Source organism: Aquabacterium sp. TM01, from assembly GCF_057808345.1.
Genome location: NZ_AP046529.1, coordinates 2,736,234 through 2,761,301, shown reverse-complemented (window position 1 = coordinate 2,761,301; position 25,068 = coordinate 2,736,234). Strand labels below are relative to the sequence as shown.

General features: G+C 63.5%; 21 protein-coding genes. 10 read left to right on the top strand and 11 right to left on the bottom strand.

Annotated features, from left to right (window positions below; genetic code table 11):
• Positions 1 to 7 precede the first annotated feature (7 nt).
• A complete protein-coding gene (locus AC3WW4_RS12615) occupies positions 8 to 1,111 on the bottom strand; it encodes an efflux RND transporter periplasmic adaptor subunit (RefSeq protein ID WP_488828840.1) in 1,104 nt (367 codons plus the stop codon).
• A gap of 118 nt (positions 1,112 to 1,229) precedes the next feature.
• Here AC3WW4_RS12615 and AC3WW4_RS12610 point away from each other — a divergent pair, with 118 nt between their 5' ends.
• Together AC3WW4_RS12610 and AC3WW4_RS12605 are read left to right on the top strand one after the other, a co-directional pair.
• Positions 1,230 to 1,907: a response regulator transcription factor gene (locus AC3WW4_RS12610; protein ID WP_488828839.1), complete on the top strand. Its 678-nt coding sequence runs from the start codon at positions 1,230 to 1,232 to the stop codon at positions 1,905 to 1,907.
• A 3-nt stretch (positions 1,908 to 1,910) separates the two neighbouring features.
• The gene (locus AC3WW4_RS12605) at positions 1,911 to 3,221 is read left to right on the top strand and encodes an ATP-binding protein (RefSeq protein WP_488828838.1); all 1,311 of its coding nucleotides are present in this window, start codon (positions 1,911 to 1,913) and stop codon (positions 3,219 to 3,221) included.
• 51 nt (positions 3,222 to 3,272) lie between these two features.
• Here the strand turns inward: AC3WW4_RS12605 and serB are convergent, their stop codons facing one another.
• Positions 3,273 to 3,971, bottom strand: coding sequence for a phosphoserine phosphatase SerB (gene serB / locus AC3WW4_RS12600; RefSeq protein WP_488828837.1), 699 nt, complete (start codon positions 3,969 to 3,971; stop codon positions 3,273 to 3,275).
• A gap of 73 nt (positions 3,972 to 4,044) precedes the next feature.
• Between serB and AC3WW4_RS12595 the strand changes: the two genes are divergently transcribed.
• A complete protein-coding gene (locus tag AC3WW4_RS12595; RefSeq protein WP_488828836.1) occupies positions 4,045 to 5,712 on the top strand; it encodes an NAD(P)/FAD-dependent oxidoreductase in 1,668 nt (555 codons plus the stop codon).
• A 61-nt stretch (positions 5,713 to 5,773) separates the two neighbouring features.
• On the opposite strand, the gene AC3WW4_RS12590 is transcribed toward AC3WW4_RS12595, so the two are convergent.
• Together AC3WW4_RS12590 and mfd are read right to left on the bottom strand one after the other, a co-directional pair.
• Positions 5,774 to 6,931, bottom strand: coding sequence for a class I SAM-dependent DNA methyltransferase (locus AC3WW4_RS12590; RefSeq protein ID WP_488828835.1), 1,158 nt, complete (start codon positions 6,929 to 6,931; stop codon positions 5,774 to 5,776).
• Positions 6,932 to 7,020: 89 nt separating this feature from the next.
• Entirely contained in the window at positions 7,021 to 10,506 is a 3,486-nt protein-coding gene (gene mfd / locus AC3WW4_RS12585; RefSeq protein WP_488828834.1) for a transcription-repair coupling factor, read from the bottom strand.
• A 90-nt stretch (positions 10,507 to 10,596) separates the two neighbouring features.
• Between mfd and ispD the strand changes: the two genes are divergently transcribed.
• Complete coding sequence (gene ispD / locus AC3WW4_RS12580; protein ID WP_488828833.1) at positions 10,597 to 11,349, top strand: 2-C-methyl-D-erythritol 4-phosphate cytidylyltransferase; 753 nt, start codon at positions 10,597 to 10,599, stop codon at positions 11,347 to 11,349.
• Here ispD and AC3WW4_RS12575 read toward each other — a convergent pair whose 3' ends face one another.
• The gene (locus tag AC3WW4_RS12575; protein WP_488828832.1) at positions 11,350 to 12,552 is read right to left on the bottom strand and encodes an ammonium transporter; all 1,203 of its coding nucleotides are present in this window, start codon (positions 12,550 to 12,552) and stop codon (positions 11,350 to 11,352) included.
• A 292-nt stretch (positions 12,553 to 12,844) separates the two neighbouring features.
• Here AC3WW4_RS12575 and ispF point away from each other — a divergent pair, with 292 nt between their 5' ends.
• Positions 12,845 to 13,333 carry a 2-C-methyl-D-erythritol 2,4-cyclodiphosphate synthase gene (gene ispF, locus AC3WW4_RS12570; RefSeq protein ID WP_488828831.1) on the top strand — a complete coding sequence of 163 codons (489 nt, stop codon included), beginning with the start codon at positions 12,845 to 12,847 and terminating at the stop codon, positions 13,331 to 13,333.
• Positions 13,334 to 13,372: 39 nt separating this feature from the next.
• Here ispF and AC3WW4_RS12565 read toward each other — a convergent pair whose 3' ends face one another.
• Complete coding sequence (locus AC3WW4_RS12565) at positions 13,373 to 14,701, bottom strand: sensor histidine kinase (RefSeq protein ID WP_488828830.1); 1,329 nt, start codon at positions 14,699 to 14,701, stop codon at positions 13,373 to 13,375.
• A 3-nt stretch (positions 14,702 to 14,704) separates the two neighbouring features.
• Complete coding sequence (gene ompR / locus AC3WW4_RS12560; protein ID WP_320365018.1) at positions 14,705 to 15,442, bottom strand: osmolarity response regulator transcription factor OmpR; 738 nt, start codon at positions 15,440 to 15,442, stop codon at positions 14,705 to 14,707.
• A gap of 197 nt (positions 15,443 to 15,639) precedes the next feature.
• Between ompR and AC3WW4_RS12555 the strand changes: the two genes are divergently transcribed.
• Positions 15,640 to 16,365 carry an SIMPL domain-containing protein gene (locus AC3WW4_RS12555; RefSeq protein WP_488828829.1) on the top strand — a complete coding sequence of 242 codons (726 nt, stop codon included), beginning with the start codon at positions 15,640 to 15,642 and terminating at the stop codon, positions 16,363 to 16,365.
• On the opposite strand, the gene AC3WW4_RS12550 is transcribed toward AC3WW4_RS12555, so the two are convergent.
• From AC3WW4_RS12550 to AC3WW4_RS12540, 3 genes are all read right to left on the bottom strand, one after another.
• On the bottom strand, positions 16,350 to 17,108 hold the full coding sequence (locus AC3WW4_RS12550) for an arginyltransferase (protein ID WP_488828828.1): 759 nt from the start codon (positions 17,106 to 17,108) through the stop codon (positions 16,350 to 16,352). The two genes, AC3WW4_RS12555 and AC3WW4_RS12550, sit on opposite strands and share 16 nt — an antisense overlap.
• Positions 17,105 to 17,857, bottom strand: a complete 753-nt coding sequence (gene aat, locus AC3WW4_RS12545; RefSeq protein WP_488828827.1) for a leucyl/phenylalanyl-tRNA--protein transferase — start codon at positions 17,855 to 17,857, stop codon at positions 17,105 to 17,107. The genes AC3WW4_RS12550 and aat overlap by 4 nt, the downstream gene beginning before the upstream one ends.
• 206 nt (positions 17,858 to 18,063) lie before the next feature.
• Positions 18,064 to 18,618: a phasin family protein gene (locus tag AC3WW4_RS12540; protein ID WP_488828826.1), complete on the bottom strand. Its 555-nt coding sequence runs from the start codon at positions 18,616 to 18,618 to the stop codon at positions 18,064 to 18,066.
• Positions 18,619 to 18,845: 227 nt separating this feature from the next.
• Here AC3WW4_RS12540 and ppa point away from each other — a divergent pair, with 227 nt between their 5' ends.
• Positions 18,846 to 19,379, top strand: a complete 534-nt coding sequence (gene ppa, locus AC3WW4_RS12535; protein WP_488828825.1) for an inorganic diphosphatase — start codon at positions 18,846 to 18,848, stop codon at positions 19,377 to 19,379.
• A gap of 256 nt (positions 19,380 to 19,635) precedes the next feature.
• The gene (gene aceA, locus AC3WW4_RS12530) at positions 19,636 to 20,952 is read left to right on the top strand and encodes an isocitrate lyase (protein WP_306567418.1); all 1,317 of its coding nucleotides are present in this window, start codon (positions 19,636 to 19,638) and stop codon (positions 20,950 to 20,952) included.
• Positions 20,953 to 21,052: 100 nt separating this feature from the next.
• On the opposite strand, the gene AC3WW4_RS12525 is transcribed toward aceA, so the two are convergent.
• Positions 21,053 to 22,081, bottom strand: coding sequence for a hypothetical protein (locus AC3WW4_RS12525; protein ID WP_488828824.1), 1,029 nt, complete (start codon positions 22,079 to 22,081; stop codon positions 21,053 to 21,055).
• Positions 22,082 to 22,444: 363 nt separating this feature from the next.
• On the opposite strand from AC3WW4_RS12525, the gene thrS reads away from it, so the two are divergent.
• Both thrS and infC read left to right on the top strand, forming a co-directional pair.
• Entirely contained in the window at positions 22,445 to 24,364 is a 1,920-nt protein-coding gene (gene thrS / locus AC3WW4_RS12520) for a threonine--tRNA ligase (RefSeq protein ID WP_488828823.1), read from the top strand.
• A 116-nt stretch (positions 24,365 to 24,480) separates the two neighbouring features.
• A complete protein-coding gene (gene infC, locus AC3WW4_RS12515) occupies positions 24,481 to 25,029 on the top strand; it encodes a translation initiation factor IF-3 (RefSeq protein WP_306566694.1) in 549 nt (182 codons plus the stop codon).
• Positions 25,030 to 25,068: the final 39 nt, after the last annotated feature.

The following is a 25,068-nucleotide window of genomic DNA, read 5'->3' as shown; positions in this document are numbered from 1 at the left end:
GTCGTCCTCAGTTGCCCAGCAGGGCCTTGAGGGCCGAGGTGCCGCGTGTCACCACCTTGGTGCCCGCAGACAGGCCGGTGACCGTCCAGTTCTTGCCCTGACGGCTCAACACCTGCACGGTGGTCAGTACGTAGCGACCGGCGGCTTGCTCCACGAAGACCTGGTGCACATTGCCGGGCGAGGTCAGGACCGCATCGCTGTTGAGCGTGACGGCATCGTTGCTGTGGCCGGTCTGCAAGTGGGCCTCGACCCATTGTCCGGGCCGAACGGGCAGCTCACCCGCCTTGCCGCTGACGTGGGCAATGCGTGCTCGCACCATGATCGATTGGGTCTTGGGGTCGACACTGGCGCCCAGGCCGATGACCTGTCCCTTCACATCGTTGACGCCGCTGAGCTGCACCGCATCTCCGGCCCGCACATCGCTGGCCAGTTTCGCGGGCACCTGGATCTCCAGCCACAAGGGGTTCAGGTTGGCGATGCGGTACAGCGGGGTCATCGCGTCCACACGCTGGCCGACCGACACCAGCTGCGCCAACACCCGTCCACCCACAGGTGCTGACACACTGATGGTGCCATTCGGACCCGCGCTGGTGCCGCCGGCCATGGCCAAGGCCTGACGGCGCTCGGTGGCCTGGGCTTGCTGCTGCGTCAATTGGGCACGGCTGGCTTCCAGACGCGACAGCGGGATCAGGCCTTCCTTGAACAGGGCTTCATCGCGCTGCGCCGTGCGGCGTGCCAACTCCAGCTGACTGCCTGACTGCAGCACATCGCGGCCCAGCTCTTGCGCCTGCGGGCTGCGCATGCGCACCAGCCATTGACCGGCACGCACCGCATCGCCCGTGCTGACGGACAAGGCCTCGACCAAACCCGCGACGGGGGCGGCCACCACCTGCTCCTGGTTGACTGGGATTACCACCTGAGCCGGAAAGCGCTGCTGGGTCAGCCCACCCGCTTGCACCGCTTCCGAGGTGATGCCCAGGCTGCTGACCTGCGCGGCCTTGAGCGTCACCGGCGCGGCAGCTTGCGCAGCGCCGACCCCGGGGGCATGGGTCATCAGCAAGGCGGCCAGCAAAGGCAGCAGGGAGGGCAGGCGCAGGGCAGGGGTCTTCATGGCGGCAGACAGAGGCTAGAGTTGATCTGGAGCATAGAACGCCCACCTGAATGCCAGCTGAAGCTGACCATGTGCGGCCGGTGCTAAGGTCAAGATATTGGAAATCCGGAGTGATGAGATGCGATTGTTGTTGCTGGAAGATGACGCGATCCTCGGCGAGGGCTTGCGTGACTTCCTGCGTTCCGAAGGGCACTTGGTGGATTGGCTCAGCTGCCTGAGAGACGCACGCAGCCAGGTCCACGAGGCCTATGACGCCTTGCTGGTGGATTGGCAGTTGCCCGATGGCTCTGGCCTGGATTGGGTCCACGCCTTGCGACGCCAGGGCGATGTGCGTCCGATCATCATGCTCACCGCCCGCGATCGGGTGGAAGACCGCGTCAAGGGGCTCAATGTCGGGGCCGACGACTACCTCGTCAAGCCCTTCGATCCGGATGAGCTGGTGGCTCGCCTGCACGCCATCCGGCGTCGCACGGCGGGCGGGCATGGCGGCTTGTTGCACCTGGGGCTGGTCACCCTGGACCTTGCCGCACGCGGCGTCTGGTGGCGCGATGAGGCGGGCGTGGACGCCCGGGTGGAGCTCACAGCACGCGAATGGACGGTGCTGGAAGCCCTGGCCGTGCGGGCAGGGCGCATCGTGTCGAAATCCGATCTGGAGCAGCTGATGCTGGGCTCGGATGGCGAAGTGTCGAGCAATGTGCTGGAGGTGCATGTCGCCAACCTGCGCCGCAAACTGGGTCGCAGTCTGATCGACACCGTGCGGGGGCTGGGCTACCGCATCAATTCCCCGGAGGCCTGAGCGATGCATCCCCTGCTCTCGGTCGACTTGCCGTCCATCCGTGTGCGTCTCACACGATGGATCATGGCCATCTCCATGGCGGGCGGCTTGTTGCTGGCACTGACGGTGGGTGTGCTCTTGCATGAAACCCTCGACGAACTGCTGGACGACGGTCTGCAGGAATCTGCCGAAGTGCTGTACGGCCTCCTGAGCCAGGATCAGAGCCTGATCCTGCGTCACCGTGGCATGTTGCCCGCGCCGTCGCACGAAGAAGGCCTGGTCTGGCAGCTGATCGGACGTGATGGCGAGGTGGTGCTGCGCTCTCACCGTGCGCCTACCGTGCCGCTCACCTTGGGAACGGCCTCAGGTTTCAGCAATGCCCCCCTCTGGCGCATTTACAGCATGCCGTTGCCGCAGGGCCAGGCGGTGCTGCACGTGGCGCAGTCGGAAGATCACCGCCACCATGCGCAGTTGTGGACCGTGGGCGGCAGTCTGGCGCTGGCGCTGTTGATCGGTTGGTTGACCATGGTGTGGCTCAACGTGCGCCTGCGGGCTGAGCTCAAGCCCCTGCAGGAGCTCTCAGAAGCCGTGCGAGGTTTCGACCCCTTGCAGCCCGGCGCGAAGCTGCCGCAACCCGCTCGGGCCGAGCTGGTGCCCATGGTGGTGGCGCTCAACGATCTGGCCGAGCGCCTGCTGGCACGGGTGGCCCACGAACGTGCTTTCGCGGCCCATGCTGCCCATGCCTTGCGCACGCCGCTGGCTGGCATCGACATGCAATTGGCCGTGGCCCTGCGTGAGGCGCCAGCGGCCCTGCAGCCGCGTCTGCTCCAAACCCGCGAGGCCGCGGCACGCCTGCGTCGCGTGACCACCGCCCTGATCAGCCTGTTCCGCGCTGGCGGACAGATGAACTGGCAGCAGGTGCACCTGAAGGAGATGGTCGCCACGCTGCCCGTGCGCGGCGTCACGGTCACCGTGCAGGGGGATGACCTGGTCTGGTGTGATCCTGACCTCTTGTCGGCGGCCTTGCTCAACGTGCTCGACAACGCGGCGCGCCATCAGGCCGCACACGTGACCGTGGACGTTTGTGCCCATGAGCGCCACAACCTGTTGGAGGTGAGCGACGATGGAGAGGGCATGTCTGCGGAGCGCCTGGAGGCCGTGCAGCACGCATTGCAAACAGGCCAGGGCGAGGATGTGCTCGGATTGGGCCTGACCTTGGTGGACCTGGTGGCCCGCAACCATGGCGGACACGTTCAGGTGTCGTTGGGCGCCGACGGCACCGGGTGCCGTGTCATTCTCACCTTGATGCGTCACCCTGCCGCTTGGCGGGCGTGAGGGCGAACCGGACGCTCAAGGCATCACTGACAGGGCGCCAGGGGTAGGGCTTCAGGCCAGCAGTGCCAGCACACGGTCCAGGCCACCCTCGTTGATGGCCACCATGGCTTGTTCGCGCACCTTGGGTTTGGCGTGATACGCCACGCTCAGGCCGGCCACGCCCATCATCAGCAGGTCGTTGGCGCCGTCACCCACGGCAATCGAGGACTTGGGGTCGCAGCCTATGCGCTCGCACAGGCGCAGCAAGTGCTGCTTCTTGGCCTCGCCGTCCACGATGTCGCCCAGCACACGCCCGGTGAGCAGGCCGCCTTCGATCTCCAGCGTGTTGGAGTGCGCTTCGTGCATGCCCAGGCGCTCGCGCACGCGGTCGGCAAAGAACGTAAAGCCGCCCGACACCAGCAGCGTCTGCAGGCCAGCTTGCTTGGCCGCGTTGATCAACTCGGGCGCACCGGGGTTGATCTTGAGGCGCTGGTCGTAGACCTCTTGCAGGGATTCGGCGGGCACGCCCTTCAGCAAGGCCACACGGCGGCGCAGGCTGTCTTTGAAGTCGGTGATTTCACCGCGCATCGCCGCCTCCGTGATGGCGGCCACCTCCGCCTTCTTGCCCACGGCGTCGGCAATCTCGTCGATGCACTCGATGCTGATCAACGTCGAGTCCATGTCAAAGGCGATCGCTTTGAAGTCGCCAAGCCGAAGCGGCGGTGCAAAGTGCTGGATGACAAGACCGGGGGCAAATTCTTGGGCAGACATGGACGGCGAGGGGCGCAGGTGCCCGGCAAATCGTGAAACCCACGATTATCCCAGTTTGAGATAATTGCGCACTATGCTGCGAATCACTGAACTGCGTCTGCCCCTCAACCATGCCGAAGACGCCCTGCGTCCGGCCGTGGTGGCCAGACTGGGCATCAACGACGCCCAACTCCTGAACATCACCGTTTTCAAGCGCAGCTACGATGCCCGCAAGAAGTCGGCCATCGTCCTGATCTACACGATCGACTGCGAGCTGGCCACGCCCGAACTCGAAGCCGACCTGCTTCAACGTTTCGCGTCTGACCCGCACGTTCGCCTCACCCCCGACACCTCGTACCAGTTCGTGGGCCAGGCCCCAGCCGACTTCCGCGCGCCCGATGACCTGCGCCCCCTGGTGGTCGGTTTCGGCCCCTGCGGCATCTTCGCCGCCCTGATCCTGGCCCAGATGGGCCTGCGCCCCATCGTGCTGGAGCGTGGCAAGGAGGTGCGTGAGCGCACCAAGGACACCTGGGGCCTGTGGCGCAAGAGCGTGCTCAACCCCGAATCCAACGTGCAGTTTGGCGAGGGCGGGGCGGGCACCTTCTCTGACGGCAAGCTCTGGAGCCAGATCAGCGACCCCCGTCACCTGACCCGCAAGGTGCTCACCGAGTTCGTGAAGTCCGGCGCCCCTGAAGAGATCCTGTATGTGAGCAAGCCTCACATCGGCACCTTCCGCCTGGTCAGCATGGTTGAGAAGATCCGTGCCGAGATCGTGGCCTTGGGGGGCGAGGTCCGCTTCGAGCACCACGTCACCGACGTCCTGATTGAGAACGGTCATATCCGCGGCGTGACGCTGCAAAACGGTGAGCAACTCCGTGCCGACCATGTGGTGCTGGCGCTGGGTCACAGTGCCCGCGACACCTTCACGATGCTGTACGAGCGCGGGGTCTTCATGGAGGCCAAGCCCTTCTCCATCGGCTACCGCATCGAGCACCCGCAAAGCCTCATCGACAAGGCACGTTTCGGTCCCAACGCTGGCAACCCCATCCTTGGGGCCGCCGACTACAAGTTGGTGCACCACGCCAAGAACGGCCGCGCGGTCTACAGCTTCTGCATGTGCCCCGGTGGCACGGTGGTGGCTGCCACGTCCGAGCCCAATCGCGTGGTCACCAACGGCATGAGCCAGTACTCGCGCAACGAGCGCAATGCCAACGCGGGCATCGTGGTGGGCATCTCGCCGCAAGACTATCGCCAGGACGGTAAGAGTGAAGGCCCCGTCAGCCCACTCGACGGGATGGCCTTCCAACGCTTTTGGGAGTCGCGCGCCTACGAACTGGGTGGCGGGGACTACATCGCCCCGGCGCAATTGGTGGGCGACTTCATCAAGGGCCAGCGCAGCAAGGTGCTCGGCAACGTCGAGCCCTCGTACAAGCCCGGCGTGAACCTGACGGACTTGGCCCAACCTGGCCTCGGCAGCCTGCCCGACTACTGCCTCAACGCCATCCGCGAGGCTTTGCCGGCGTTCGAGAGGCAGATCAAGGGCTTCTCGATGAAGGACGCCGTGCTGACCGGCGTGGAGACCCGCACGTCCTCACCGCTGCGCATCACCCGGGGGCGTGATTATCAAAGCCTCAACGTCCAGGGCCTGTATCCGGCCGGTGAGGGCGCGGGCTATGCCGGCGGCATCATGTCCGCCGGGGTCGATGGCATCGAGGTGGCCGAGGCCGTGGGCGCCAGCATCCTGGGTGTGAAGGCGCCCTGAGCGCCACGCTGACGTGCATGCCCCTGGCAAGAGGTGCTTCCCGGGGCGTCGCCAGGGGATGTCACACCTGCCAGATCACCAGGGTGCCGTGGACGGGTTGGCCGTTCTCGACCCGCAAGGCGGTTTGATGGGCTTCACGCACATGGAAACCATGCTGTTGCGCCAACTTGTCCATGTAGGCCCGCGATTGGCTGTAGCGGCCTGTTGAGTTCAAGCGGAAGTCTGGGGCGGCGGCCGATGCATCTTCGGTGTCCAGATTCTCGATGGAGAACGCCAGCAGCCCTTGTGGGCGCAGCAGGCGCTTCACCTCTTTGATGGTTTCGTCCAGTTGGCCGATGTAGATGAACACATCGGCAGCGACCACCAGGTCGAAGCTGCCAGCCGCTTCGGCTTGCATCATCTGAACCAGATCGGCCTGGACCAGGCGTTGGTACACCTGCCTTGCCTGAGCGTGTGCCAGCATGCGGGCAGACAGATCGACCCCCACCAGCTGCGCCACCATGGGCGCCAGCGCGGCCCCCACCAAACCCGTGCCACAACCGAGGTCGAGGGCTGTCCAATCGGTTTTCTCGACGCCGGCACACGTTTGTATCAACTTTGCGAGTTGTGCGGGCACGTCGTAGGACAAGGTGCCGGTCAGGTGCCGATCGAACTCGTCGGCATACACGTCAAAGGTGCGGCTGACGTAATCCGCCGGTGCCTGAGAGGTTTGTTGCCCGGTCAACATGGCAATCAAGTGCTGGGCATGACCATCGTTGGGGGTCAGGGTCAAGCGACGCTGGTACACGGCGATCGCCTCTTTGACCTTGCCTTGCAGTCGCAGCACATCGGCCAGATTGTCCAAGGCTTCCAGCGAATCTGGCTTCACCTGCAGCGCATGTTGATAGCAGGCTTCTGCGAAGGCCAGATTGTTCAGCGAGCGATGGGTGCTGCCCAGGTTGTTGAATGCTTCCCAGTCCATGGGCGACAGCTTGGCCGCCATCTGCATGGCCGTGAGCGCCTCTTGCGCACGACCTTGCTGTTTGAGGGTCGCGCCCAGCAGCTTCCAGCCGAAGCCATCCTGAGGGTAGCGGGTCGTGAGGACCTTGCTGGACGCTTCTGCCTTCGCAAACTGCCCTTGTTGGTAGAGCGTGAGAGCGATCTGGCGCTCAATGTCGGTGGATTGAGCCGGCTGGCGTGCAACCGGTGGACGACCAAAGACATGAGGAGAGTTGGACATGGCGGGCTCTTCGCGCGGTTGGCAGAAACGGCCCAGTGTAGTGGCGCCGCGCGTCCTGTCGCCCCCTCATCTGAGCGCAGGAACTCCCCTCAGGTCTTGAGCGGCTGCCCCAGCTGCCGCAACAAATCCCGCACATACTGGGCTCGGTCCTTCGGGTCCGACAGCGCCTTTTCGATGCGCAGCTTGTCGTTGCCAGCCAGCTTGATCTGCTTGTTCTTCTGCACCAGCTCGATGATGCGCAGTGGTTCCACAGGCGGGTTGGGACGGAAGGTGATGTTGATGATGCCCGGTGCGGCATCGATCTTGACCACGCCGTAGGGCTTGGACTGCACGCGCAGCTTGTGCGTGTCGAACAGCGCCTGCGCCTGCGGTGGCAGCTTGCCAAAGCGGTCCACGATCTCTTCCAGCATTCCGTCGATCTTGTCGAGCGAATCGGCGGTGGCCAGGCGCTTGTACAGGCTCAGGCGCACGTGCACGTCACCGCAATAGGCGTCGGGCAGCAGGGCGGGGGCGTGCAGGTTCACATCGGTGTTGCTGCCGAACATGCCCAGCGGCGACAGCAGATCGGGCTCCTTGCCCGCCTTCAGCGAGCGCACCGCCTCGCTCAGCATCTCGTTGTAGAGCTGGAAGCCCACTTCCATCATGTTGCCGCTCTGGTTGTCGCCCAGCACCTCGCCAGCGCCGCGAATCTCCAGGTCGTGCATGGCCAGATAGAAGCCCGAGCCCAGCTCTTCCATGTTCTGGATGGCGTCCAGACGCTGCGCCGCCTGCTTGGTCAGCCCCTCCACATCGGGCACCAGCAGGTAGGCATAAGCCTGGTGGTGCGAACGCCCGACACGGCCGCGCAACTGGTGCAATTGCGCCAAGCCGAACTTGTCGGCGCGCGCCATGATGATGGTGTTGGCGCTCGGCACGTCAATGCCGGTCTCGATGATGGTCGAGCACAGCAGCACGTTGTGGCGCTGCGCCACAAAGTCGCGCATCACCCGCTCCAGCTCGCGCTCGGGCATCTGCCCGTGGGCAATGCCAATGCGGGCCTCGGGCACCAGCTCGGCCAGTTTGTCACGCCGGTTCTCGATGGTCTCCACCTCGTTGTGCAGGAAGTAGACCTGACCGCCGCGCTTGAGTTCGCGCAAGATGGCCTCGCGGATCACCCCACTGCTCTCGCTGCGCACAAAGGTCTTGATGGCCAGACGACGTTGCGGTGCTGTGGCGATCACGCTCAGGTCTCGCAGGCCTTCCATCGCCATGCCCAGCGTTCGCGGGATCGGGGTGGCCGTCAGCGTCAGCACATCAATTTCAGCGCGCATGGCTTTCATCGCCTCTTTGTGGCGCACGCCAAAGCGGTGTTCCTCATCGATGATGAGCAGACCCAGACGCTTGAACTTCACCGTGTCGCTCAGCAGCTTGTGCGTGCCCACGACAATGTCCACCGTGCCGTCTTCCAGCCCTTGCATGGCGGCTTTGATTTCTTTGGCTGAGCGAAAGCGCGACATTTCTGCCACCTTCACGGGCCACTGCGCAAAGCGGTCTGAGATGTTTTGGTAATGCTGCTCGGCCAGCAGCGTGGTGGGGGCCAGCAGCACCACCTGCTTGCCACCGGTCACGGCCACAAAGGCCGCCCTCAAGGCCACCTCGGTCTTGCCGAAGCCCACATCGCCACAGACCAGGCGGTCCATCGGGCGCGGGCTGATCATGTCCTGGATCACCGCGTGGATGGCAGCACGCTGGTCAGCGGTCTCCTCAAAGCCGAAGCTGGTCGCAAAGGCCTCATAGTCCTGCGCTGAGAAGCGGAAGGCAAAGCCCTCGCGCGCGGCACGGCGGGCGTACAGGTTCAACAGTTCGGCCGCGGTGTCCCGCACCTGTTCGGCCGCCTTGCGCTTGGCCTTGTCCCACTGGGGCGAGCCTAGCTTGTGCAACGGCGCTTCTTCCGGGCTCACGCCGGTGTAGCGGCTGATCAGGTGCAGCTGCGACACCGGCACGTACAGCGTGGCTTTGTCGGCGTACTCCAGGTGCAGGAACTCCGACGGCCCATCACCCAGGTCCAGGTTGATCAAGCCCTGGTAGCGCCCGATGCCGTGGTTGCTGTGCACCACCGGGTCACCCACATTCAGCTCGCTCAGGTCCTTGATGAGCGAGTCGACATCCGTGACCTGCTCGGCCTTGCGGCGTCGGCGGGTGGCCGGCGTGGCATCGAACAGCTCGGTCTCGGTCACGAACTGGATGCCCGCGCTCGCCGCGTTACCGTCATGCCAGATGAAGCCGCCCGCCAGCGGCGCAGCCGTGATCGCATGTCGGTGATCGCCCCGCACAAACGCCTCCAGCGTGTCCACGCTCGGCAGGTCAATGCGGTGATCGCGCAGCAGCTCCATCAGGTTCTCGCGGCGGCCGGCGCTTTCCGCCACCACCAGCACCCGTTGCCCGGCGCGGTCGGTCTGCTCAACGTGCTGTTCCAGCTTGCGCAGCGGGTCTTGGCCGCCACGCTCCACACTCAGGTCGGGCAGCGGGCGAGCCCACTCGGTGGGCTCCTTGCCACGCACCGCCAGTTGCGCATGGGCATTGGCCTGATTGAAGAACTCCTCCACCTTCAGGTAGATGTCTTCGGGCGGCAGCAGCGGCCGCTCCGGATCGTGCTGCAGGAAGCGATGACGCTCGCGCGTTTCGTTCCAGAAGCGTTCCAGTGCCTCGGTGATCTCACCATGCAGCACCACAGCTGCCTGCTCACCCAAATGCTGGAACAGCGTCGAGGTCTCGTCAAAGAACAGAGGCAGGTAGTACTCGATGCCACCGGTGGCCACGCCTGTGCCCATGTCCTTGTAGATGCGGCTCTTGGTCGGGTCGCCCTCCAGACGCTCGCGCCAGCGGTCGCGGAAGGCCGCGCGCGCCGCGTCGTCCATCGGAAACTCGCGACCGGGCAGCAAGCGCACCTCGGGCACCGGGTACAGGCTGCGCTGCGAGTCCGGATCAAAGGTGCGGATCGAATCCACCTCATCGCCAAACAGGTCCACGCGGTAAGGCACCGGCGAGCCCATCGGGTACAGGTCGATCAGGCCACCGCGCACCGCGTACTCGCCTGGCGAGACCACCTGGCTCACATGGTTGTAGCCCGCCAGGGTCAGCTGCGACTTCAGCGCCGCTTCATCCAGCTTCTGTTTCTGCTTGAAGTGGAAGGTGTAGGCCGCCAGGAAAGAGGGCGGCGCCAGACGCGTCAGCGCCGTCGTGGCCGGCAGCAGCACCACGTCCACGCCGGTCTCGGCCTTCACGCCCTGCTGCATGCGCCACAGCGTCGCCAGGCGCTCAGAGATCAAATCCTGGTGCGGCGAGAACGTGTCGTAAGGCAGCGTTTCCCAGTCCGGAAAGATCGCGCAGCGCAACGCCGGCACAAAGAAGGCCATCTCGTCCATCAAGCGCTGTGCATCCGCCGGGTCGGCGGTGAGGATGGCGGTCAACTGCCCCAGCGCCTTGCGCGACTGGGCAAAGTGCGCCAGCAGCAGCGCATCCCCGGAGCCGGCCGGGCGGGGCACGGTGTAGCGTTTGCCGGGGGCGATCGAAGGCAGGGGCAGGGCAGGCAACATGGCGTTCAGAAATGACAAAGCGCCCGTTCACCGAGGTGGCCGGGCGTGTTGAATTCAAAACACACATTCTAGGTGGGGGACAATCTCCCCATGTCTCTCACGATTGCTTCACACGAGTTCAAACCCCGGGCATTTGCCCTCGTGCCCTGCGCCGGCGTGGGGGAACGCGCCGGTGTCGGCGGCCCCAAGCAATATCACCCGGTGGCCGGGCAAGCGGTTGTGGCGCACACCCTGGTCGCGCTGGCGGCGGTGCCGCGCCTTGAGGCCACCTTGGTGGTGCTGTCGCCCGACGACACCCAGTTCGAGTCGCACGTGCCTGCCTTTAAGGGCGATCGGGCCTGGGTGGCGCGAGTGGGTGGCGCCTCACGCGCCGAAAGCGTGGCCAACGGTCTGCAAGAACTGCTGTCCCGTGGCGCTCAACCACATGACTGGGTGCTGGTGCACGACGCCGCACGCTGCCTCATCCAGCCCGACTGGGTGCAGCGCCTCCTCGACGCCTGCGGAAACGACGAAGTGGGTGGTTTGCTCGCCTTGCCTCTGGCCGACACCCTCAAAGCGGCGGTGAGCGGCCCCAGTGGCGAGCCCCGCGCCCAGCATACGGTGGACCGTGCCGGCAAGTGGGCCGCCCAGACCCCGCAGATGTTCCGCCTCGGCCTGTTGCAGCCCGCCTTGACCGCCGCTCTGGCCGACCCGGACACGGCCGCAGCCATCACCGACGAAGCCAGCGCCATTGAGATGCTGGGGCATCAGCCCCGACTGGTGCCGGGTGCCTACGATAACTTCAAGGTCACCTGGCCGGGTGATTTCGCCCTGGCCGAGCGGCTCTTGTCCACCCGGCCCTGATCACCAGGACACTTCCTGCTCGGGACTGGCCTTGATGCGGTGCACCGACAGGTCGGCACCGTCGAATTCCTCTTCTTGCGAAAGGCGCAGGCCCATCCAGCGGTTCAGCACGCCATAGACCACAAAACCGCTGGACAAGGCAAACAGCACCACACACAGGGTGCCCAGCAATTGCGTGCCAAAGTGCACGCCCCCGGCACCGCCCAAAAACGGCTGGCCGAAGATGCCAGCGGCAATGCCACCCCAGGCGCCACACAGGCCATGCAGGGGCCACACCCCCAGCACATCGTCGATCTTCCACTTGTTCTGCACCAGGGTGAACATCAGCACAAAGATCGCGCCAGCGATGGCGCCGACGACCAGTGCACCGGCCGGGTGCATGATGTCCGAGCCCGCACACACGGCCACCAGGCCAGCCAGCGGGCCGTTGTAGGCGAAGCCCGGGTCGTTCTTGCCCATCATCAGCGCCACCAGCGTGCCGCCCACCAAGGCCATCAGCGAGTTCACCGCCACCAGGCCCGAAATCTTGTCGATGGTCTGCGCACTCATCACATTGAAGCCAAACCAGCCCACCGCCAGAATCCACGACCCCAGCGCCAGAAACGGGATGCTGGAGGGCGGATGCGCCGACATCGCGCCATCCTTGCGATAGCGGTTGCGACGCGCACCCAGAATCAACACCGCCGGCAGCGCGATCCAGCCGCCAAATGCGTGCACCACCACCGAGCCGGCAAAGTCGTGCATGTTCCCGCCCGTGACGGCCTTCAGCCACACCTCGAAGCCGAAGCGGTCACCCCAGATCGCGCCTTCACACAACGGGTACAGCACCCCCACGATCACCGCCGTGGCAATCAACTGCGGGTTGAAGCGCGCCCGCTCGGCAATCCCGCCAGAGATGATCGCGGGAATGGCCGCGGCAAACGTCAGCAGGAAGAAGAACTTCATCAACGCATAGCCATTGGCCTCGGCCAGCGTGTGCGCATCCACATAAAAGTCCACGCCATAGGCCACCGTGTAGCCCACGAAAAAGTACGCGATCGTCGAGACACAAAAGTCCACGAGGATCTTCACCACGGCATTCACCTGGTTCTTGCCGCGCACGGTCCCCAGCTCCAGAAAGGCAAAGCCCGCGTGCATGGCCAGCACCATGACGGCGCCCAGCATGATGAAGAGGGTGTCTGCCCCCTGTTTGAATGAATCCATGTTTTCCAACTTCCGCAATCGAACGGCCTGATCGCACTGTTTTGAACCGTGCGCCGCATCTCGGTTCAAGGCGCACCAATGTGAAGCAAAAAGCGCGCCCACATTTGGCATCTCGGACACGCGACGCCTGCACCGATCTGGCGCTGCATCGAGCACCCTTGGTGCGTCGGCGCTCGAATGACCCGCAACCGAACCAATGTGGTGCATCAGGCCCGCAAGGAGTCTCGATCCGCCGGAACGCGCTTTCGGGCGACAATCCTTCACTTGCTCACTCTTGCCTTGCGAGACCCACATGACATTGCCTGCCTTGCGCGTGGGGGAGGGCTGGGACACCCATGCTCTGGTGCTTGATCGCCCCCTCATCCTCGGAGGGGTGACCATCCCCCACACCCACGGACTCCTCGGCCACTCCGACGCCGACGCCTTGCTGCACGCCATCACAGACGCCTTGCTGGGCGCCGCCGCCCTGGGCGACATCGGACGCCACTTTCCCGACACCGATGCACAGTTCAAAGGAGCCGATTCGGTGGTGCTGTTGCAAGAGGCCGCACGACGTGTGCGGGCCACCGGTTGGGACATTGGCAACCTTGACACCACCATCGTGGCGCAAGCGCCCAAAATGGCGCCTCACATCCCGCTGATGCGCTCGCGCATCGCTCAGGCTTTGGGCGTGAGCGAAGACCAGGTCAACGTCAAAGCCAAGACCGCCGAGAAAATGGGGCCTGTGGGGGAGGGGCGTGCCATCGAGGCCCGCGCTGTCTGTTTGCTGTACCGGGCTTGAGGCGTCCAGCCCTCTCGCCGGATCGTGAACCCGTCCCGATCAAGGCGCGCGCTTCAGCTTGATGTGGGCCACCAGGCCGCCGCCTGCGGCGTTGGCCAATTCGAAGTCGCCACCCATGCGCTGCAGGGCTTTTTCCACAATGGCCAAGCCCAGGCCCGCCCCGGTGGCCGCCGTCCGGGCCGCATCGCCGCGGAAAAACGGCGTGGTCAACTCGGCCAGCTTCTCGGTGGCCACGCCCGGGCCGTGATCGCGCACACTCAACACCACCCACGAGCCCACGCGCGCGTAGGTCACCTCGACGTTGGTCACCCCGGTGTAGGTGTTGCGCCCGTAGCGCCGCGCGTTCTCGAACAAATTGGTCAGCACCCGGCCCAGCTCGGTCTCGTCGGCCATCACCCGCGTGTCAATCGGCAGCTTGCTGGTGATGCGGATGCGCTGGGTGTCGCGGAACTGGCTGATCGCCTTGTCCACCACCGTGGCCACGTGCACCGGCACCAGCTCCACCTCACCCGGGCGGGCGTAGTCCATGAACTTGTCGATGATGGCGTCGAGCTGCTCGATGTCGGCCACCATGTTGCGCCGCGCTTCCTCGTCCGCCACGCTCATCTCGGTTTCCAGCCGCATGCGCGCCAGCGGCGTGCGCAGGTCGTGCGAGATGCCGGCCAGCATCACGGCCCGGTCTTCCTCCACCTTGGCCAGCTCCCGCGCCATGCGGTTGAAACCCTGGTTCACCTCGCGAATTTCCCGCGTGATCATCGACTCGTCCAGGCGGGAATCGTATTCCCCTTCGCGAATTCGGCTGGCGGCAAACGACAGCTCCTTGAGCGGCTTGTTGATCAGCCGCGCAATCACGATCGAGCCCAGCAGGGTGGCAATCAGCGCGATGCCCACCCAGACAAACCAGGTTCGACCGGTCAGAGTGCCCAGTCTCCGGCTGTCGGTCTGCAGCCAGTACAGGTCGCTCTCGATCGGAAAGCGCACCCACAGCCCCGGCACCCCATTGACACTGCTGGCCACCACCGTGTTCTCACCCAGGCGGGAGCGCAACTCGGCGGCAATCGTGCGCGTGAAGCGGTTCTGCTCGAACGGCAAGTAGGTGTCGGTGGGCTCGCTGGGCTTCAGCGTGATCGATTCCTCGACAAACAAGGTCTTGATCAGCGTCACCCGGTTGATGCTGTCGGCATAACGCAAGCCCGCACGCGACAGGTTCACCAGGCTGGCGACCTGCTGCGCAGACTGCACCGCGCGGGGCTCGAACTCCAGCGCCCGGAACGTCTGCACCCACGCCACTATCCCCACCGTGAGCAAAAGCCCCAGCAGGATGAAGGTGCGCCAGAACAGGCTGAGTGCCAGGCGGTTTTCCGGCATCGATCAGGATCCGCCGTCCGGCACGAACACATAGCCCACGCCCCAGACGGTCTGGATGTAGCGGGGCTGTGCCGGATCGGGCTCGATCATCTTGCGCAGCCGCGAAATCTGCACATCCAGGCTGCGGTCGAAGGGCTCGAACTCGCGACCACGCGCCAGCTGTGCCAGCTTGTCGCGCGACAGCGGCTGGCGCGGATGGCGCACCAAGGCCTTGAGCATCGAAAATTCGCCGGTGGTCAAGGCAATGGGCTCGCCATCCTTGCTCAGGCGGCGCAGCGTCAGGTCAAACTCGAACGGCCCGAAGTTGACGCTCTGGGCATCCTTGGCGGGCGCACCGGGGGCCTCTTGCGCCGGGCGGCGGCGCAGCACGGCATGGATGCGCGCCAGCAGCTCACGCGGGTTGAAAGGCTTGGGCAGGTAGTCATCGGCGCCCACTTCCAGACCCACGATGCGGTCCACATCCTCTACCTTGGCTGTCAGCATGATGATGGGGGTGACGTCGTTGGCGGCGCGCAAGCGACGGCAGATCGACAGACCGTCTTCACCGGGCAGCATCAGGTCCAGCACGATCAGGTCAACGGTTTCCCGTGTCAGCAGGCGGTTGAGAGCCTTGGCATCTTCGGCCAACAGCACCTCGAAACCTTCCTGACTCAGATAACGGCGCAGCAGGTCGCGAATGCGGGCATCATCATCGACCACGAGCACGCGATCGGGACGCTGGTTGGGGGCGGGAGACGACATCTGCATTCCTCGGGATTTGTAACAGAGGCGGATTGTGCGCAGTTTCGAACTCGGAAAGTCGGACCGCTGACCACCTGTTACAAATCTTGCGGCTCTGTGTCAGGCCCGTCAACCCCTCGGTGTCGGCGGTCAGCCCAGGTTGCGGTTCGCGCGTTCAATCCAGTACAGCCCAACTCCGAACAGAAAGGGAAGTTATCATGCACATGCCCACCATTTCACGTCGTTTGCGGCGCAGTCTGAGCCTGTCTGTGCTGGCCTTGGCGGCGGGCACGACCCATGCCGAGGCGCCTCGTCAGAATGCGCTGTCTTTCAGTGTCAGCGCCACCGAAGAGGTCACACAGGATTTGCTGGTGGTCACCTTGCAGGCCACCCGTGAAGGTAGCCAGGCGTCCGAGGTGCAGGCCTCCCTCAAACAGGTCATGGAGGCGGCCTTGACCGAGGCGCGCAAGGCCGCCCAAGGGCAGCCCGGCATCGAGGTTCGTACGGGCTTGTTCTCCGTGCAACCCCGCTACACCAATGCCGGGCGCATCAGCGGCTGGCAGGGGACGGCGCAACTGATGCTCGAAGGCACCGACACCACCCGCATCTCCCAGACCGCCGGCAAGCTCACCCAACTCAACATCGTCAACATGCAGTACGGCCTGTCGCGAGGCCTGCGCGAGCGTCACGAGGCCGCGTTGACCAACGACGCCATCCAGCGCTTCCGCTCCCGGGCCGGTGCCATGGCCTCGGCGTTTGGCTTCAAGGGCTATACCCTGGGTGAAGTCTCCGTGTCCTCGACGGAGCCGGGCTTTGAGCCGCGTCCTTACATGATGGCCGCACGTGCCAAGACCATGGAGGCTGCCGATGCCGCGCTGCCGGTGGAGCCGGGCAAAGGCCGCTTGTCGGTCAGCGTCAATGGGCAGGTTTACCTGACGCCCTGAACGTCGTTTGGGCTCTGCCACACCCCTTCTCGCAAGATCTCATGGGGGGTGAAATGGGCTTTGTAGGCCATCTTGGGGCTTTCCGCGATCCAGTAACCCAGGTACAGGTGGGTCAGACCCAACTCCCGGGTCTGGTGGACCTGCCACAGCACATTGAAGGTGCCGTAGCTGGCGTGGTCATCGGGCTCGTAAAAGGTGTACACCGCCGACAGCCCGTCACTGAGAATGTCCACCACCGACACCATCTTCAGGGCGCCCAGGGAGCCTTCGCCATGCCCAGGCTCCCGGAACTCAATCAGACGTGAGTTCACCTTGCTTTGCAGCAGAAACTGGCTGTACTGATCGATCGAGTCCAGGTCCATCCCGCCGCCCGCGTGCCGGTGCTGCTGATAGCGCAGGTAGAGGTCATAGTGTTCGGGCAGGAAGCTCAGCGGCAGCACGCGAACCTGCAGGGAGGCGTGCGCTTTCCACGCCCGCTTCTGGCTTCGGGTCGGCACAAACTGAGCCACCGGAATGCGCAAGGGCAGACAGGCCTGGCAGCCATCGCAATGCGGTCGATAGGTGAACAAGCCACTGCGCCGAAAACCGTTGAGCACCAGTTCCGAGTACACATCGGCATGGATCAACTGACTGGGCGTGGCCACCTGTGAACGCGCCTGCCGCCCGTCCAGATAGCTGCAAGGGTAGGGTACCGTCGCGTAAAACTGCAGGGAGGCCAGAGGAAGTTCTTGAAGTTGGCTCACAGTGCGGGGCCCGCTGGCGGGGCATCCAGGTAAGACCAGAGGGCCTCATCATAGGTCCAAGGCGCCGCCAACGGCAGGTCCACCACCGCACGCAAATGGGCTTCAAAGCGCGCGCGTGGCCAGGGACGGGCCCCCAGCGAGGCCAAATGCGCTGTCTCCTGCTGACAGTCGATCACCTCGATCCCGTAGGCGCGGCAGAAGCACACCAGCGCCGCCAGGGCAATCTTGGAGGCATCGGTGCGATGCGCGAACATGGACTCGCCATAAAACATGTGCCCGATGCTCACGCCATAGAGTCCGCCGACCAGCTCGCCGTCCATCCAGGTCTCAAAGGAGTGCACGGCGCCCTGGGCATGCCAATGGGCATACACCTTGCGCATGTCCGGCACGATCCAGGTGCCATCCTGTCCAACTCGGGGGGTGCTGGCGCACGCTTGCGTCACGCGCTCAAAGGCGTGGTCAATGCGCACTTCGCAGCCTGGCGTGCGGCGAAACGCCTGGATGGTCTTGCGCAGCGACCGAGACAGCTTGAAGTCGGCCACTGGCAGCACCATGCGCGGGTCCGTCGTCCACCACAGCACCGGCTGCCCGGCACTGAACCAGGGAAAGATCCCTCGCCGGTAGGCCTCGGTCAGCCGTTGGGGGCTCAGATCCCGTCCCGCAGCCAGCAGGCCGGGGGCGTCGGAGTGCGGCCCCAATGCCTGTGCGGTATCAGGGAGTGGGTCATCGGGTTCCAGCCAGGGGATCATGGCCACATCATGAAAAAAGCCCGATGGCGAACCATCGGGCTTGAAAGGTACCTTAGAAAGTTTTCATGAGGTACCGAGGAGACAACCTTTCAGGAGGACCGTTCGTCCAAAACGGTCACCCATCGGATTGCAGCAGTGCGACAAAGTTCCGTTCAAGCTTCCCAACCACCGAAGGGGGGCGTCAGGACGTCGCACTGCGAGTTCGATCAGGCCGACTTGCGAGCCTTGCTGGTGGCAGCCTGGGTGGCCTTCACAGCGGAGCTGCTGATGGCTTGGAAGTTGGCTTCGGCGACGTCAGCAGCTTGCTTGGCTGCCTTTTGCACGGACTCGAAAGCGTTGTTGGCAGCGGCGACAGCCGACTTGACCAGCACCACAGCGTTTTCGGTGCCAGCGGGGGCGTTCTTCACAGCGTTGTCCACCACGGAGGCGAACTTGCTTTGGGCTTCAGCCAGTTGCGACTCAGCCAGCTTGCTCACTTCGGCGCTGGTGCCCGAAGCGATGTCGTACAGGTGACGGCCATAAGCGGCAGCCTTTTCGGCAGCGGGCTGCAGCAGCGAAGCTTGCAGGGCCAGCAGTTCTTGGGCGTCCTTGACAGTCAACACAGCCTTGGCGTGCTCGGAAACTTCTTCCAGCGAAGTCTTGGCGACTTGCAGGTTCAGTTCCATCATCTTTTCGACGCCTTCGAAGGCCTTTTGGCCCAGGTCGAACAGGGTGGCGAGGTTGGCTTTTTGGGCGGCGAGCAATTGTTCAGCGGTCAGCATGTCGAGATCTCCAATGAGTGATTTCTGAAAGGTAGATTGCATCCTGCGGCTGCCTGACTTCGGCTTTGCTGCGTTGCAACATGACTCAAGTATAGGCAGACCGCGGATGATTGCAAGTGTTTTTTGTGCGCCGCAGCAAAATAGACGTATCGGTCTGTAAAAGTCGCTGTGTCGCATCGCCTACACTTGCGCATCTTTCACCTCCTCAACCTTGTGATCGAACCATCATGAGCCTGCTCAATGTCCCCGCCGGTGCCAAGGCGCCCGATGTCTTCAACGTCATCATCGAAATCCCCGCCAACGCTGATCCGATCAAGTACGAAATCGATCACGAGACGGGGGCGGTCTTTGTCGACCGTTTCATGGGCACGGCCATGCACTACCCCTGCAACTACGGCTACGTACCCCAGACCATTGCCGCCGACGGTGACCCCGTTGACGTGCTGGTCGTGACGCCTTTCGCCTTGCAGCCTGGCGTGGTCGTGTCCTGCCGTCCGCTCGGCATCCTGCAGATGGAAGACGAGGCCGGTGGTGACGCCAAGCTCGTCGCCGTGCCGACCGAAAAGATCTGCCCGATGTACAAGAACATCCAGAAGCTGGAAGACCTGCCTGAGCTGCTGATTCAGCAGATCAAGCACTTCTTCGAGCATTACAAGGACCTGGAGCCCGGCAAGTGGGTCAAGGTCACGGGCTGGGCCGGCATTGATGCGGCCAAGGCCGAAGTGACCACCGGCCTGGCCGCGTTCGCCAAGTCCCACTGAGGCAAGGCTGCGCTGAGAAGCCTGACCAAAAACCGCTCCGGTGCCAACGAGCGGTTTTTTTTTCGTGATGACGCGGGCGACGCCCCCCCTCAAATGGGTGGATGTTGCCAATCCACGTCACCGGGCCACCTCATGCCAACCGCCTCATGAAAAGTTATGTCTTATATAAGACATAAGTCTTTGCCAAGACCCGCAAACCGCGTTAGACTGGCAACTTCTCGCACCGTATCACCAACACTCCCCCGGAGATCTCGTCATGACGAAACTCACCCGTGAACAGCAAATCGCTGCCTTGGAAAAAGACTGGGCCGAAAACCCCCGCTGGAAGCTTGTCAAGCGCGGCTACTCCGCTGCTGACGTTGTCCGTCTGCGCGGCAGCCTGCAGCCTGAGTACACCCTGGCCAAGAACGGCGCTGAAAAGCTGTGGGAAAAGGTCAACGGCGGTGCCAAGAAGGGCTACGTGAACGCTTTCGGCGCCATCACCGCCGGTCAAGCCATGCAACAGGCCAAGGCTGGTCTGGAAGCTGTGTACCTGTCGGGCTGGCAAGTTGCCGCTGACGGCAACACCTCCGAAACCATGTACCCCGACCAGTCGCTGTATGCGTACGACTCGGTGCCCACCATGGTTCGCCGCATCAACAACACCTTCAAGCGCGCTGACGAAATTCAGTGGGGCCGTGGCATCAACCCCGGTGACGAAGGCTTCGTCGACTACTTCCTGCCCATCGTCGCTGACGCTGAAGCCGGTTTCGGTGGCGTTCTGAACGCTTTCGAACTGATGAAGAACATGATCGCTTCGGGCGCTGCTGGCGTTCACTTCGAAGACCAGCTGGCCGCTGTCAAGAAGTGCGGTCACATGGGCGGCAAGGTGCTGGTTCCTACCCGTGAAGCCGTTGAGAAGCTGATCGCTGCTCGTTTCGCTGCCGACGTGATGGGCGTGCCCACCATCGTTCTGGCTCGTACCGACGCTGAAGCTGCCAACCTGCTGACGTCTGACTGCGACGACAACGACAAGCCGTTCGTCACTGGCGAGCGCACCCAAGAAGGCTTCTACCGCGTCAAGAACGGCCTGGAGCAAGCCATCAGCCGTGGCGTTGCTTACGCTCCGTACGCTGACCTGGTGTGGTGTGAAACTGGCGTGCCTGATATCGGCTTCGCCCGCGAATTCGCTCAAGCCGTGCACGCCGCCTGCCCTGGCAAGCTGCTGTCGTACAACTGCTCGCCTTCCTTCAACTGGAAGAAGAACCTCAACGACTCGCAGATCGCTTCCTTCCAGGAAGAGCTGTCGGGCCTGGGCTACAAGTACCAGTTCATCACCCTGGCTGGTATCCACATCAACTGGTACAACACGTTCCAGTTCGCCCACGCTTACGCTCGCGGCGAAGGCATGAAGCACTACACCGAAATGGTGCAACAGCCCGAGTTCGAAGCTCGCGAAAAGGGTTACACCTTCGTGTCGCACCAACAAGAAGTGGGCGCTGGCTACTTCGACGACGTGACCACCGTGATCCAAGGTGGCTCGTCTTCCGTCAAGGCCCTGACCGGCTCGACCGAAGAAGAACAGTTCCACTGATCTGTGCGCTGAGGCTCGCCACAAGCGAGCTTCAAGCCAGATGGAATGAAAAGAGCCACCCTTCGGGGTGGCTCTTTGCGTTGGGGCTGTCGAACGTGGGTCAGAACTTCAATCTCACGCCCGTGCCGATGGCCCACGCGCGATCGCGCGGCAGGGCCGGGTCGCTGCGTGGCCAGAAATGCCCCACGATGACCTCGCCGATCACGAAGTCTTGATGGATGGGTTGGGACCACTTCATCTGCAGGCCATAGTCCTGCACGCCGACCGGTTGCCCGATCACCCCATTGAGCAAGGCCTCCAGCGACAGTTGGCGTTGACCCTCAAAGGCTTTGAACACGCCCGCACTGCTGGACCAGCCGGCATCCTTGCTCTTGGAGGTTGCAGTGATGGCATTGAGCCAGCGCGCTGTCAGGCTGGGTGTCAGGGCATGCTCGTACGTCACGGCGGTGGTGGAGCCCAGCTGGTCCGCCACGCTGTAGAACAAGGTCTCGCGAAACTCGATGCGGTCTTTCGCACTCAAGTCCCAGAAGTGACGGTAGCGCACCTGGCCATAGGGCTTGAGTCCTCCGCGGAACCCCAGTCGCACGTCCAGGTTGTCGCGCAGGGTGGCGCCAATCCCGGCAAAGAACGCGTTGTCGCGGTTGTCGTTGCGTAGCAGTTGTTGTTGTCGCGTGAAGGTGTCTGGCTGGTCGGTGACGATTTCACGCCGGTCGTCGTTGCCGACGAACAGGTACTGGTACGACTCCAGATTGGGCAGGCGAAAGCGCGCCTTGAAGCGCAGGCCCACGCTGGCTGAATCGTCCTCCCGCTTGTACAGCGACAGCCCCAGCTCGCCATGGGTGACCTTGCCGCCGTTCGAGAAAGGGATGTCGCCAAACCAGCTGTCGATGCCACTGGCCAGCCACTCCACCGACGAACGTACGCCGCTGCGCGCTCGGCCCATGGCCGACTCGTCCTGCGCTGGTTCCGGGGCGGGCGCAGCGGTGCTCAGGGTGCTGGCAGGGCTGCTGCTGTTCGGCGGGGCCTCGGTGGCTTGTGCGAATGCGGCCCAGGGCAGCCAGGCGCACATCAGCAGCATGCAGGCCGGAGGGTGGGGGCGTTTCGGCAGCGAGGTGGGGCGAGTGTTCATCCAATCTTTCGAAGTGGCGTGAGGGGCCCGGCGTCACCGGAGCGAGGCTCGGGTTTCACCAGCATACATCCGTGCGGGCGCCCCCGGCATCGGGGCAAGGCACAGGTGCGTGCGCGCCGCTACAATACGCAGATTGGCGCCAGGTTTGAGTGCGCCCCATGCAACAGGTAAGAAGCGTAGAAAGGCAGATCCGGTTATGACACCGCGAACTTCGACCACCCCCTTCACCTCGACCGAGGTCTAGTCGGCTGGCCGCTGCTTTCGTCTTCCTGTTGTCATTCAGAAAGCGCGGCGTCCACCGCGCTTTTTTCTTGTCCTTCGCCACGATGCGTCGGGCGCGCTCCAGATACACAAGGTTTACCCATGATTTCCATCCAATTGCCTGACGGCTCCAAGCGTGAGTTCCCCGGTCCCGTGACTGTGGCCGAAGTGGCGGCATCGATCGGCGCCGGTCTGGCCAAGGCTGCGCTGGCCGGCCGTGTGGGCCGTGGCGAGGCTGCCCGACTGGTGGACACCAGCTACCGCATCGAGGCCGACGAGTCCCTGGCCATCGTCACCGAGAAAGACGCAGACGGTCTGGACGTGATCCGTCACTCTACCGCCCACTTGCTGGCCTATGCCGTCAAGGAGCTGTTCCCCGACGCGCAGGTCACCATCGGCCCCACCATCGAGGATGGCTTCTATTACGACTTCGCCTACAAGCGCCCCTTCACGCCCGAAGACCTGCAGGCCATCGAAAAGAAGATGGCCGAACTCGCCAAGAAGGACGAGAGGGTCGAGCGCAAAGTGCTGCCCCGTGACGAAGCCGTGAGCTACTTCAAGGGCTTGGGCGAGCATTACAAGGCCGAGATCATCGAAAGCATCCCGGCCGATCAGGACGTGTCGCTCTACAGCGAAGGCGCCTTCACCGACCTGTGCCGTGGCCCCCACGTGCCCAGCACCGGCAAGCTCAAGCACTTCAAGCTGATGAAGGTGGCCGGCGCCTACTGGCGTGGCGACCACCGCAACGAGCAGTTGCAGCGCGTCTACGGCACCGCCTGGACGACCAAGGAAGACCTCGCCCAGTACCTGCACCGCCTGGAAGAGGCCGAAAAGCGCGACCACCGCAAGCTGGGCCGCGAACTGGACCTGTTCCACATCGACGACCATGCACCCGGCGTCGTCTTCTGGCACCCCAAGGGCTGGACCGTGTGGCAGGCCGTTGAGCAGTACATGCGCCAGATCTACCGTGACAACGATTACCAGGAGGTCAAGGGCCCGCAGATCATCGACAAGACCCTGTGGGAGAAGACCGGTCACTGGGACAAGTACCGCGATCACATGTTCACCACCGAGTCGGAAAAGCGCGACTACGCGCTCAAGCCGATGAACTGCCCGGGTCACATCCTGATCTTCAATCAGGGCATCAAGAGCTACCGCGACCTGCCGGTGCGCTACGGTGAGTTTGGTCAGTGCCACCGCAACGAGCCTTCGGGTGGCCTGCACGGCATCATGCGCGTGCGCGGCTTCACGCAGGACGACGGTCACGTCTTCTGCACCGAAGACCAGATCCTGTCCGAGTGCGTGGACTTCACAGCCTTGCTGCAAAACGTCTACAAGGACTTTGGCTTCACCGACATCATCTACAAGGTTGCCACGCGCCCTGAAGCCCGCATTGGCTCGGACGAGGTCTGGGACAAGGCCGAGCAGGCGCTGATGGAGAGCCTGCGCGCCACGGGCAGCGAGTTCACCATCGCGGTGGGTGATGGGGCTTTCTACGGCCCCAAGATCGAGTACACCCTGAAGGATGCGCTGGGCCGCCACTGGCAGTGCGGCACCATCCAGGTCGACTTCTCGATGCCGCAGCGCCTCAATGCCGAGTACGTGGCCGACACCAGCGAGCGCAAGCACCCGGTCATGCTGCACCGCGCCATCCTCGGCTCGCTGGAGCGCTTCATCGGCATCCTGATCGAGCAGCACGCCGGGGCCTTGCCCGTGTGGTTGGCGCCCGAGCAGGTGGTGGTGCTCAACATCACCGATGCACAGGCTGATTACGCGCAAGAGATTGCCAAAACGCTGCAGAAGCAGGGCTTGCGCGTTCAGTTGGATTTGCGCAACGAGAAGATCACGTATAAAATCCGCGAGCACTCAATGCAGAAGGTGCCGTACTTCATCGTTGTCGGTGACAAGGAGAAGGCTGACGGTACCATCGCCGTGCGCGCCCGGGGTAACCAGAACCTCGGTGTGATGTCACTCGATGACTTCTCCCAGAAGATCTCACAAGACATCGCCAGCAAGGCCTGAGGCGGGAGTGCGCTTTGTCCATGTGGATGAAGCGCAGACTTGCCGGGTTTGCCTGGGTGCGTGATCAAGGTTAACCGGTGCAGGCGTCCAGAGCCTGTGGCCCAAAGGAATTCAACATCGCTAACTTCTTTGACCGCCGTACGCGCAATGATGAGCGCAAGCATCGGCTCAATCGTGAAATCATGGCTCCCGAGGTCCGTCTGACGGGCGTGGAAAACGAGCCCCTCGGTATCGTCAGTGTCCAGGAAGCCCTGCGGATGGCCGCTGAGCTTGACGTGGATCTGGTGGAAATCTCTGCCACGGCTGAACCGCCGGTCTGTCGTTTGATGGACTACGGCAAGTTCAAGTACCAGGAGCAGAAGAAGGCTCACGATGCCAAGCTGAAGCAAAAGGTCATTGAGGTCAAGGAAGTCAAGTTCCGCCCCGGTACGGATGAAGGCGACTACCAGATCAAGCTGCGCAATCTGCGCCGCTTCCTGGAAGAAGGCGACAAGGGCAAAGTCACCCTGCGCTTCCGTGGTCGTGAAATCACGCACCAGGAAATCGGGATGCGTTTGCTGGAGCGTGTGCGCGACGACCTGACCGATGTGTCGGTGGTCGAGAACATGCCCAAACTGGAAGGGCGCCAGATGATCATGGTGCTCGGTCCAAAGAAGAAGAAATAATCACCCGGCTTTGGCCGTGTGATTTGCCAAGGTGGCGGT

Coding starts and splice junctions, on each gene's coding strand:
- ompR (WP_320365018.1), bottom strand. CDS start 15,442: ATGTCGTCTCCCGCCCCCAACCAGCGTCCCGATCGCGTGCTCGTGGTC.
- AC3WW4_RS12610 (WP_488828839.1), top strand. CDS start 1,230: ATGCGATTGTTGTTGCTGGAAGATGACGCGATCCTCGGCGAGGGCTTG.
- aceA (WP_306567418.1), top strand. CDS start 19,636: ATGACGAAACTCACCCGTGAACAGCAAATCGCTGCCTTGGAAAAAGAC.
- AC3WW4_RS12565 (WP_488828830.1), bottom strand. CDS start 14,701: ATGCCGGAAAACCGCCTGGCACTCAGCCTGTTCTGGCGCACCTTCATC.
- ispF (WP_488828831.1), top strand. CDS start 12,845: ATGACATTGCCTGCCTTGCGCGTGGGGGAGGGCTGGGACACCCATGCT.
- AC3WW4_RS12615 (WP_488828840.1), bottom strand. CDS start 1,111: ATGAAGACCCCTGCCCTGCGCCTGCCCTCCCTGCTGCCTTTGCTGGCC.
- AC3WW4_RS12590 (WP_488828835.1), bottom strand. CDS start 6,931: ATGTCCAACTCTCCTCATGTCTTTGGTCGTCCACCGGTTGCACGCCAG.
- AC3WW4_RS12575 (WP_488828832.1), bottom strand. CDS start 12,552: ATGGATTCATTCAAACAGGGGGCAGACACCCTCTTCATCATGCTGGGC.
- AC3WW4_RS12540 (WP_488828826.1), bottom strand. CDS start 18,618: ATGCTGACCGCTGAACAATTGCTCGCCGCCCAAAAAGCCAACCTCGCC.
- AC3WW4_RS12555 (WP_488828829.1), top strand. CDS start 15,640: ATGCACATGCCCACCATTTCACGTCGTTTGCGGCGCAGTCTGAGCCTG.
- AC3WW4_RS12605 (WP_488828838.1), top strand. CDS start 1,911: ATGCATCCCCTGCTCTCGGTCGACTTGCCGTCCATCCGTGTGCGTCTC.
- ppa (WP_488828825.1), top strand. CDS start 18,846: ATGAGCCTGCTCAATGTCCCCGCCGGTGCCAAGGCGCCCGATGTCTTC.
- AC3WW4_RS12595 (WP_488828836.1), top strand. CDS start 4,045: ATGCTGCGAATCACTGAACTGCGTCTGCCCCTCAACCATGCCGAAGAC.
- serB (WP_488828837.1), bottom strand. CDS start 3,971: ATGTCTGCCCAAGAATTTGCCCCCGGTCTTGTCATCCAGCACTTTGCA.
- aat (WP_488828827.1), bottom strand. CDS start 17,857: ATGATCCCCTGGCTGGAACCCGATGACCCACTCCCTGATACCGCACAG.
- mfd (WP_488828834.1), bottom strand. CDS start 10,506: ATGTTGCCTGCCCTGCCCCTGCCTTCGATCGCCCCCGGCAAACGCTAC.
- AC3WW4_RS12525 (WP_488828824.1), bottom strand. CDS start 22,081: ATGAACACTCGCCCCACCTCGCTGCCGAAACGCCCCCACCCTCCGGCC.
- thrS (WP_488828823.1), top strand. CDS start 22,445: ATGATTTCCATCCAATTGCCTGACGGCTCCAAGCGTGAGTTCCCCGGT.
- ispD (WP_488828833.1), top strand. CDS start 10,597: ATGTCTCTCACGATTGCTTCACACGAGTTCAAACCCCGGGCATTTGCC.